The sequence below is a fragment of the Nitratidesulfovibrio liaohensis genome, from assembly GCF_011682075.1.
Lineage (GTDB): Bacteria > Desulfobacterota > Desulfovibrionia > Desulfovibrionales > Desulfovibrionaceae > Cupidesulfovibrio > Cupidesulfovibrio liaohensis.
Genome location: NZ_VSMK01000014.1, coordinates 1 through 9,932 on the forward strand (window position 1 = coordinate 1; position 9,932 = coordinate 9,932).

General features: G+C 68.2%; 7 protein-coding genes and 1 pseudogene. 4 read left to right on the top strand and 4 right to left on the bottom strand.

Annotated features, from left to right (window positions below; translation table 11 throughout):
• The 4 genes and pseudogenes from FVW27_RS00775 to rfaD form a co-directional block, all read left to right on the top strand.
• Nucleotides 1–209, top strand: a pseudogene (locus tag FVW27_RS00775) (metallophosphoesterase family protein); the annotation flags it as partial.
• Between the two features lie 224 nt (nucleotides 210–433).
• Entirely contained in the window at nucleotides 434–2,479 is a 2,046-nt protein-coding gene (locus FVW27_RS00780; protein WP_167121874.1) for a protein kinase domain-containing protein, read from the top strand.
• A gap of 197 nt (nucleotides 2,480–2,676) precedes the next feature.
• The gene (locus FVW27_RS00785) at nucleotides 2,677–3,642 is read left to right on the top strand and encodes a YkgJ family cysteine cluster protein (protein WP_167121876.1); all 966 of its coding nucleotides are present in this window, start codon (nucleotides 2,677–2,679) and stop codon (nucleotides 3,640–3,642) included.
• Nucleotides 3,643–3,766: 124 nt separating this feature from the next.
• Complete coding sequence (rfaD, locus tag FVW27_RS00790; RefSeq protein WP_167121878.1) at nucleotides 3,767–4,750, top strand: ADP-glyceromanno-heptose 6-epimerase; 984 nt, start codon at nucleotides 3,767–3,769, stop codon at nucleotides 4,748–4,750.
• 260 nt (nucleotides 4,751–5,010) lie between these two features.
• Here rfaD and FVW27_RS00795 read toward each other — a convergent pair whose 3' ends face one another.
• The 4 genes from FVW27_RS00795 to FVW27_RS00810 form a co-directional block, all read right to left on the bottom strand.
• Nucleotides 5,011–6,660, bottom strand: coding sequence for a nickel-dependent hydrogenase large subunit (locus tag FVW27_RS00795; protein ID WP_167121880.1), 1,650 nt, complete (start codon nucleotides 6,658–6,660; stop codon nucleotides 5,011–5,013).
• An 11-nt stretch (nucleotides 6,661–6,671) separates the two neighbouring features.
• Nucleotides 6,672–7,640 (bottom strand): hydrogenase small subunit, encoded by a 969-nt coding sequence (locus FVW27_RS00800; RefSeq protein WP_167121883.1) that lies wholly within the window; start codon nucleotides 7,638–7,640, stop codon nucleotides 6,672–6,674.
• On the bottom strand, nucleotides 7,637–8,041 hold the full coding sequence (locus tag FVW27_RS00805; protein ID WP_167121885.1) for a cytochrome c3 family protein: 405 nt from the start codon (nucleotides 8,039–8,041) through the stop codon (nucleotides 7,637–7,639). The genes FVW27_RS00800 and FVW27_RS00805 overlap by 4 nt, the downstream gene beginning before the upstream one ends.
• Before the next feature lie 332 nt (nucleotides 8,042–8,373).
• On the bottom strand, nucleotides 8,374–9,932 hold a 1,559-nt coding region (locus FVW27_RS00810; RefSeq protein ID WP_341806019.1), incomplete at its 5' end, for a response regulator.

Here is a 9,932-nt window from a genome sequence, read left to right on the forward strand (position 1 = left end):
CGCGCGTGCTGCCCGCCGGGGGGCGTTACCTGATCAGCGCGGGCAGCGTGGGCCAGCCGCGCGACGGCGACAACCGCGCCAAGTACCTGTTGTGGGAACCCGCCCCGCGCCGCCTGACGGTGCGCTTCGTCCCCTACGACGTGCAGGACGCCGCCCGGCGCTTCCGCGAGGCGGGGGTGAATGAACGGTATGTGCTGCGATTGTTGTAAGGGGTGCCCGACGCCATGTTGCAGAGAACCCCGTCCCGCCACGTCATGCGCCGACCCATCATGATCCCCCCCGCCATGATGCGTCCGACCATGTTCTGCAACGTCCTGTCCCGCTCCCTGCCGCAGGGGTGCCGCCACTCCGTGGGCATTCCGGCGGGCGCGCCCGCTTTTCTGCCAATTCTCCCCCCGCGCGCCGCGCGCATCCCGTCCCGAGGATTTTCCCCATGCGCATAGGTCGTTACACGGTGTGCGGGCTGCTGGGTCGGGGCGGCATGGGCGCGGTGTACAAGGTGCGCCAGCCGGTTACCGGGCGCATCGCCGCGCTGAAGCTGCTGCGCCCCGCCGACGCGCTGGCCGACCTTTCCGACCCAAGCGATATGGATGACCTGCGCCGCCGCTTCCTGCACGAGGCACAGGTAATGGCCGCGCTGGACCACCCCCACGTGGCGGCGGTGTGGGATGTGGACGTGGCCCCGGCGGGCACGTTGCGCCTGCCCTCCGGCGACGACTTCTGCCCGCCGCCCGCTGCATGGGGCAGGGGAGAGGGGAACCCGCTCGTGGAGGCTGCGGGGGCTGTGGAGGCTGCGGGGGCTGTGGAGGCTGCGGAGGCTGTGGAGGTCGCGGGGGATGCGCGAGCCGTCGACACCGCCGCCCCGGAGGCCTGCGACCCGGAGCGTGACCGCGCCGCCCGCGTGGCCCGCTTCGGCGATCTGCCCTTCTTCGTCATGGAATACTACTGCCTGAACCTGGGGCTGCTGATCGGCGAAAGCTACCGGGTAGAGGCCCCCACCCGCCGCCTGCCGCTGCCGCGCGCCTGCCGCTACGCCGCGCAGACGCTGGACGCGCTGGCCCGCATGCATCACGCCGGGGTGATCCACCGCGACGTGAAGCCCTTCAACATCATGGTCACCGCCGAAGACGACGTGAAGCTCATCGACTTCGGCCTGTCGCGCTTGCGCGGCGAAACTGGCGCCCTGTCGCGCTTGCGCGGCGAAACGAGCGTATTGTCGCGTCTGGGCGGTGAAACGCAGCGTCTGCCGCGCGGGGTAAAGGTGGGTTCGCCATACTACGCCGCGCCGGAGCAGGAACGCGACCCGGACGGGGTGGATGGCCGGGCCGACCTGTTTGCCGTGGGGGTGATGCTGTTCCGCATGCTGACCGGCGTGCTGCCCACGGACGAGGCCTTTGGCGGGCGCATCCCCCGCATCAGCAAACGCCACGCGGAACTGGACGCGGCGTGGGACGACTTTTTCGCGCGGGCCATGGCCCGCGACCCGGCGCAGCGCTTTGCGGACGCCAGGACCATGGCGGCGGAACTGGATGCGCTGGTGGCCGCGTGGCGTCAGCGGGTGGACGCGGTGTGCCTGCTGCCGGAAGGGGATGGGGCAACGGGTGATGGTGGCTTGACCGATGATGCTGACGTGCCGGGCAATGCGGACTACGGAGCGGATGTTGCACCCGATGGGGTGGCGGGCACGGCGGGTGCCAATTTTTCGGATACGGCTGGCGACGCGACGGTGAACGTCACCTTGCCCGGCCCGGTTGCTCCGGTCAGGTCCACTCCGGTCAGGTCCACCCCGGTGAAGGTCATGCCTCGCCATGCCCGCGCCCTGTTCGGGCTGGACGAATTGTGGCGGCCCGCCGGAGTGTTCGCGCCGTCATCTCTTGCATCGGGTGCGGGTCGCAACGGCGGTCCGGCCTGCGGGCTGCTGCCGGGGCTTCCCGTGCCGAACCTGCCCGCCCCGGGCGCATCCTCCACTGGTTCCCGCAGGCCCGATGCAGCCACCCCCGGCGCATCCGCCGTGCCCGGCGGGGCTGGCCCTGTTGCCTCTGACGCTTCCGGTTCCCCCGAATCCGCCGCCCCGGCCAATCCCCCCGCCAGCCCGATTGATCTTGCCGCGCTGGTGGCGTACCAACCGGCCACGGGGTTGCTGTGGCAGCGCGGCGGCAGCGAATGGGGCCTGACCCTGACCGAGGCCCGCGCCCACGTGGCCGAGCTGAACGCGGCGCGCTTCGCCGGGTTCGACGACTGGCGGCTGCCCACCGTGGACGAGGTGTGCACCCTGCTGGCCCCGCCGCCGGAAGGGGGCGGCCACTGCGTGCCCCCCGTGCTGGACCCGGTCTCCGACCCGCTGTGGACGGCGGACCGCAAGTCGTTCACGGCGGGGTGGTTCGTCAGCGCGTCCATGGGCTTCGTGGGCTGGCAGGACGACACCTGCCGGTTCCATGTCCGCGTGGTTCGGAGCGTGCGCGGCGACGTTCCGGCATAGGTCCGGCCACGGCCCGCACCGGGCGGAACATCAGGAGCGGGCGCACCAACCCGGCGTAGCGAGCAAGCCCCTTCGTCCCGCCCCGGCTCCCCGATCTTCATTCCGCTGCTCGGCCTCAGCATTGCGAACGCTGCGCTTGATTTGACCGCGCACAACCGGCCTGCGCACAACGCTTTTTCATCCCTAATGGAATCCGGATGCATAACGAACACGACATGCCCGCCCTGGCCCCGCAGGCCGACGACACCGACATCGACTGCCGGGGCTGCGGCACCTGCTGCCGCAAGGGCGGGCCGGCCCTGCACACGGAAGACCTTGCCTTGTTCCGGGCCGGGCATCTGGCGCCGGAACACTGCCTGACCCTGCGCGCGGGCGAACTGGCCCGCGATCTGAACGGCCAACTGCGCCCGCTGGAGCGCGAACTGGTGAAGCTGCGTCCGCGCATGGCCGCTGGCAACGGCGACTGGACCTGCCTGTTCCTGAACCAGTCCGACAATCGGTGTGGCGTCTACGCCCATCGCCCCGCCGAATGCCGCGCCCTGCTGTGCCGCGATACCTGGGCCATCAAGACCCTGCATGCCGTGGACCGGGTGACCCGACTGGACGTGCTGGCGGCATGGGCGGAAGGCGCGGCGGAACGCGCGGGAGCCGCTGCCGGCCGAACCGATGTCGAACAGTCCGGTCCCGCCGGTCCTCCCGATTCGGCAGTCCCTGCCGATCAGGCGGCTTCCGGCGGCTGCGCCGCCCCCGGCGTGCCGTGGGCCGACATTCTGGCCGCGCACGAGGAACGTTGCGGCTACGCGGTGCTGGCCGCCACGGGAGCGGCCCTGCAACGCGCGGCGGACAATCTGCGCGCCCGCAACCCCGGCATGGCGCACCCGATGCCGCTTTCGGAAGCCTCGGATGGACAGGACAGCCCGCCCCGTCTGGCGGGCATGGCGGGCATGGCCGAAGCTGTCCCTGCCGTCGCCACGTTCCTTGAAGCCGTGCGCTTCGACTTCGCCTTCCGGTCCATCGTGCGTGAACGCGCCGGAGTGGCCATGGAAGAACTGGACTTTCTGCTGGGGCGCACCCTTGCGGCCACGGCGGCCATGTACGGCGTGGCCGTGCGCATGACGGCGAATGGCCCGGAGCTGGTTGTTCTCCCTTCCACGGGCATCTAGGACATTTTCACTGCACGGGCATGGCGGCCATCCACCCGCCGCCCCCTTGCCCTGCGGCCCGCATCGCGGCATCATGCCGCACGCCCGGCGCGCCTGCCGGGCAGCCTTCGCAAAGGAGCCTGAAATGTACATCGTCACCGGCGGCGCGGGGTTCATCGGCAGCGCCATGGTCTGGAAGCTGAACCGCATGGGCATCGACGACATCATCGTCGTGGACAACCTGGCCACCACGGAAAAGTGGAAGAACCTCGTCAATCTGCGCTACGCGGACTACATCCACCGCGACGGGTTCATGGACATGGTCCTGCACGGCGACCTGCCGTGGGAAGTGGACGCCATCGTGCACATGGGGGCGTGCTCGTCCACCACGGAACGCGACGCCGACTTCCTGATGGAAAACAACTTCCGCTACAGCCGCATGCTGTGCACGCTGGCCATGCAGACCGGCGCGCGCTTCGTCAACGCCAGCAGCGCCGCCACCTACGGCGATGGCACGCTGGGCTTTTCCGACGACGACGCGCTGATGCCCCGTCTGAAGCCCCTGAACATGTACGGCTACTCCAAGCAACTGTTCGACCTGTGGGCGCGGCGCGAGGGCCTGCTGGATTCCATCGCCAGCTTGAAGTTCTTCAACGTTTACGGTCCCAACGAATACCACAAGGACGACATGCGCAGTGTCATCTGCAAGTCGTTCCACAACGTGAACAACGCGGGCCGCATCACCCTGTTCCGCTCCAACCACCCGGACTACGCCGACGGCGGCCAGATGCGCGACTTCGTGTACGTGAAGGACTGCGTGGAGGTGATGTGGTGGCTGTTGCAGCACCCCGAGGTGGGCGGCGTGTTCAACGTGGGCACCGGCACCTCGCGCACCTGGAACGACCTGGCCCGCGCCGTGTTCGCGTCCATGGACCGCGAGCCGGTCATCGAATACATGGACATGCCCGTGCACCTTGCGGGCAAGTACCAGAACTACACCCAGGCCAGCATGGACAAGCTGCGCCGGGCCGGGTGCGACGTGCCTTTCCGGTCGCTGGAAGACGGCGTGGACGACTACGTGCGCGGCTACCTGGCCACCGATGACCCGTACCTGAGCCCGGAAGCGTAGGGCCGGACAGCCCTTTGTGCGCTGGCGTCCTGCCCGAAAGGTGCGGAACGGCCAAACACGACGGGCACACAATCTGAAATGGATGCGAAACGGGGCGGACTGCGCGATGTGCGCGGTCCGCCCCGTTGTTCATTTGTGGTGTCTTTTGAGGGCGGGGTACCGCCGGGTCGCCAGACAGCGGCGAACTGTCAGTCCGCCGGATTGGCTGCCGAATTGCTCGCAGGTCAGGCCACCGCCCTGATCGTTCGTCGCGTCAAGCGCTACAGGATGCGGAACGACCGCTTGCCCCCGGCGTGCAGCACATGCACGGAACAGGCAATGCACGGGTCGAACGAATGCACCGTGCGCAAGAGCTCCACCGGGCGGTCGGGGTCCAGCACCGGGTTGCCCATCAGCGATTGCTCCACTGCGGACGGCTTGCCCTTGTCGCAGCGCGGGCCAAGGTTCCACGTGCTGGGCACCACCATCTGGTAGTTGGCGGTCTTGCCCTTTTCTATGCGTATCCAGTGCGAAAGCCCCCCGCGCGTCACCGCGCAGAAGCCCACGCCCCTGGCCTCGTCGGGCATGGTCCATTCCCTGTAGATTTCCACGGGACCGGCCTTGGCGCGGTCTTCCAGATCGTTCAGCCAGCCCTGCACGCGGTTCATCAGGATGACGCTTTCCACCATGCGCGCCGCCGTGCGGCCCACGGTGGAGAACAGGTTTTCCTGCTTCAGCTTGCAGGCGGCAAGCCAGGCGTCCATGCGGGTGACGGTTTCCTTTTCCCCGCGGGAATAGGCGATCAGGCGGCGGGCCAGCGCCCCGGTTTCCACGGCCTCGCCCTTGTAGCGCGGGGCCTTGGACCACGAGTAGTGGCCGCTGGGGTCGTAGCCGGTGTAGTCCGGGTCGGTCACGCCGTCATAGGGATGGGCGGGCGGACCCGGCTTGTACCAGCCGCGCGACAGGTGTTCCTGGATCTGCGCGGGGTCCAGTTCTTCGGTCTTGCCGATGGCGTGGCCCCACAGCACCCCGCCCCGGAAGAACGGGTCCTTGCCGGTTTCCGGGTCGTGGAAGTCGGAAAAGTCCATGTAGTTGGTGGTGCGCCCGTAAGATGCCACCTCCGGGTAGCGGCGGCCCAGAATGGTCAGGTCGCCCAGGTAGTTGTGGTTGATGAAGGTGCGGCATTCCTCGTACAGGGCGCGGAATTCCGCCAGCCGTTCGGGGCGCAGGGCCTCGTAGCAGGTCACCCCGCCCACGCGCATGGTCTGCGAATGGGGGTTCTTGCCCGCGAAGATGGCCATGGCCCTGGCGATTTTCATCTGCACGCGCAAGGCTTCGATGTAGTTGGCGGCCAGCACCAGGTTTTCTTCCGGCGACAGGCGGTAGGCCGGGTGCCCGCCCAGGAAGTAGGCGTTATCCAGCCAGCCCAGCTGCCCGGCATCCACGAACTTCTTCAGTCTGCCCTGCACCACGAACAGGTCGCCGGGGGGCACATCGCGCCCGGAAACTTCGGACGCCAGCTTTGCGGCGGCCACGGGGTCGGCCTTCAGGGCGTTGGCCACGTCGCAGAAGTCCAGCGAATGCAGGTGGTAGAAGTGCACCAGGTGGTCGTGCACGATGAGCGTGGCCAGAATCAGGTGGCGCACCAGTTCCGCCGCCGGGGGGGCTTTGAAGCCCATGGCGTTTTCCACGGCGCGGATGCTGGTGAGCGAGTGGGTGGTGGTGCATACGCCGCAGGCGCGCTGCACGTAGTTGTGCACGTCTTCCGGCGGGCGGCCCTTGACGATGATTTCCAGCCCCCGGAACAGCTGGGTGCTGGACCACGCGTTGTCCACCACCCCGTTCTTGACCGAGACGTCGATCTTCAGGTGTCCCTCGATGCGGGTGACCGGGTCCACCACAATGCGGCCGGTATAGGCTTTGTCAGCCATGAAATGCCTCCTCAGGCGTCATCGCCCTTTTCGCGCACGTCGCGGTTGAAGGGGGCAAGCTGGTCCCAGAATCCGGGCTCGCTGCATCCGATGCAGGGCGCGCCCGAGCGCACCGGCCAGGTGGTCTGGTTGAACAGCGCGGTGGGACAGTTGTTGTACGTCCATGGGCCACGGCACCCCAGCTTGTGCAGGCACCAGCCGTCGCGCGCCTGCTGCGACGAGAACGTGGGGGCGAATTCGCCCTTGTCGAAGTGGGGCCGCCGTTCGCACATGTCGTGCACGGTCTTGCCGTAGAACAGCTTGGGGCGGCCCGAGGTGTCGAGGTCGGGCAGGCCCTTGGTCAGCAGGTGTACCACCGTGCCAACGAAGTTCACGGGGTTGGGCGGGCAGCCGGGCAGATTGATGGGCGCGATGCCCAGCGGTTTCAGCGCGGCGCCTACCCCGATGGCCCTGGAAGGGTTGGGCGCGGCGGCCTGGATGCCCCCGTAGCTGGCGCAACTGCCCATGGCGATGACGCCCTTGGCCTTGCCCGCCACCTCGGTAAACAGGGACAGCATGGTCTGCCCGCCTACCTGGCCGTACACTCCGCCGTCGCGGGTGGGGATGGCCCCTTCGATGACGCAGAAATACCCGTCAGGGTTCCTGATGGCTTTTTGCAGCGCCGCGTGGGCGGCATGCCCGGCGGCGGCCATGACCGTCTCGCAATAGTCCAGCGAGACAACCTCCATGATCAGCACGTCGAAGTACGGGTCCACCAGGCGCAGCAGCGCTTCCGTGCAGCCGGTGCATTCCGCGCCGTGCATGTACACGACCGAAGGCTTCTTCTTGCCTTCCAGCGCACGGGCGATCTGCGCGCCCATGGAGGCCTCCAGCCCCATGGCCACGGCCACCATGCCGCAGAATTTCAGAAAGTCGCGCCGCGAGACGCCGCGTTCATCGGCCTCTGCACGGCGCGCCACGAGTTGGGCGAGAGCGTTCATTGGGCCTCCGTCTTCTTGTGGCAGCCACGGGTGCACGAGAGGGGCGGCATCTTTCCGGCCTCGCGCATCTTGCGGTGGCAGCCCAGGCAACTGTGGGTGCTGTCGTTGTGCCAGGCCATGTAGAACGACGAGGTTTCCGTGACCGTGGGTTTGTTGTGGCACTGGGTGCAGGGCAGGAACTGGCCGAGCGTCCTGTCCGACTCTTCGTGGTGGCACGAATTGCAGGAATTCAGCACGGCGTGCTTGCCGTGGGGAAAGGTGACCGGAACGACCCATGCGGCCATGGGCGGGTTCTTTTCCGGCCGCTTGATGATGATCTCCTTGGGCACCTCGTACGCCAGCAGCGCCGTGGGCAGCAGGAGCAGGAGGAAAGCCGCCGCAAGACATCGGATACGGTGCATCGGGTTCGCCTCCCTGATGGGGGTTGTGGATGCTCGACCGTAGGTGGGGCGGCATGGGCGGCGAATGATAATCATGAGGCGGCACGAACGGGACAGGCGTGTTACCGGATGCGGGGTGGGGCGGGGAAGGCACGCGGGGCGGCGTGGAGGGGGCATGGAGGCGGCTTGGCAGGCCGCGCGGGACTTGCGTGCAACGCCGAGCCGGACGCATGCACCGGACGCATGCGCCGGATAAAAGGAAAGGCCCGGCGCACTGAAGGGTCGGGCCTTGGGAGCGGGATGCGGCGGAAAGGGGTGGAAAGGGGCGGAAAGGGGGCGAAGGACGTTGCGCGCTATTCTTCGGCCAGCAGGTCGGCCACGTCACCGGGGTCCACGGGCACGGCCAGCATCAGCAGCAGGCCGTCCGGTTCGCGTCGCACGTGCAGCAGGCAGCTCAGGTCGCGGGCCAGCTTGTAGCTGACGGCCAGCGGCTGCGGTCCCTGCTGGTCGCCGAAGGGCATCAGCGAAAGTTCCGTGTCGTGGGCCAGGGGCGATTCGGTGCGCAGCAGCACCTCCACCAACTGGCCACGGCCCGCGTCCCGGCAGCGCAGCACGGCTTCGCTGCCGGGCACGCCGTATTCCACGGCCAGCCCCGCCATGCCCACCACGATCTGGGCCAGCAGATCCGGGTCCGACTGCACGGGCGGCAGGTTGGCGGGGGCCTCCACCCGCAGTTCCACCCCCTTGCGCTGCAAGGGGGCGTGCAGCAGGTCCGCCGCAAAGTCCAGCACGGCGGCAAGGCTGCACGGGCGGGGCACGATGTCCACGGGGGCCAGGTACTGCTGCACCCGGTTGATCAGGGCTTCCAGCCGGGTGGCTTCTTCCAGCACCACTTCCGCCTCTTGGGCGTCCGGAAACTTGCGGTGCAGGGTGCGGGCAAAGCCCGCCAGCGCGAAGACCGGGTTGCGGAATTCGTGGGCTATCTCGTCCACCAGCGCGCCCAGGGTGTTCAGCTTTTCGCGCTGCACCAGCAGCCGTTCCAGAAACACCCGGCGCGAAAGGTCGATCAGCACCCCTTCGATGCGGCCCGGCATGCCGCGCGCAAGGTCGGGCGAGGCCACGGCGGTGGAACGGGCCTGCACGAACAGAGGTATCCCGCGCGGGTTGATCATGCGAAATTCCAGCGAAAATGGCGTGTTGGCGGAAAAGGCGCCGGAAAATGCCCCGCGCACCCGTTCGCGGTCCTCGGGGAACACGTTGGCCATGAACCAGCCGGGTTCCAGCAGGGCCTGTTCCGGCGTCCAGCCCAGCACCGTGCGGCAGGCCTCGTTGACGAAGGTGAGCTCCAGCGTGTCGTCCAGGCTGAAGACCACCACCGGCAACCCCTGCACCAGTCCGGAATAGCGCGATTCCATGGCCGACAGCCGCTCGCGCAGGCGGCGGCGTTCCAGACAGTTGCGCACCGTGAGCGCCAGCATGTTCATGTTCAGGATGGGCTTGGTGATGTAGTCCCACGCGCCCAGCTTGAAGGCGTTGATGGCATCACCGATCTCGGCCCGGCCGGAAACGACCACCACGGGCACCTCGGGCGATTCCTGGGCCATGCGTTCCAGCACCGCGTCGCCGGAAATGCCGGGAATGCCCAGATCCAGCAGCACCACGTCGGGGCGTTGTTCGCGCACGGCCCGCAGCGCCGAGATGCCGTCCTCGGCCTCCAGGACCAGGTATCCTTCATCGGAAAGCCACCCGGCGATGGACTGCCGGATGACCGGATCGTCCTCCACCGACAGCACGCAGGCGGGGCGGCCATGCGGGCGGGGGGCGCCGGGCGGAGGAAATGGAGGCGACTGGGGCGACTGGGGGGCGTGGGGCGGCTGCGAGGGACACATGGGGGCCGGGCTCCTTGCGGCCG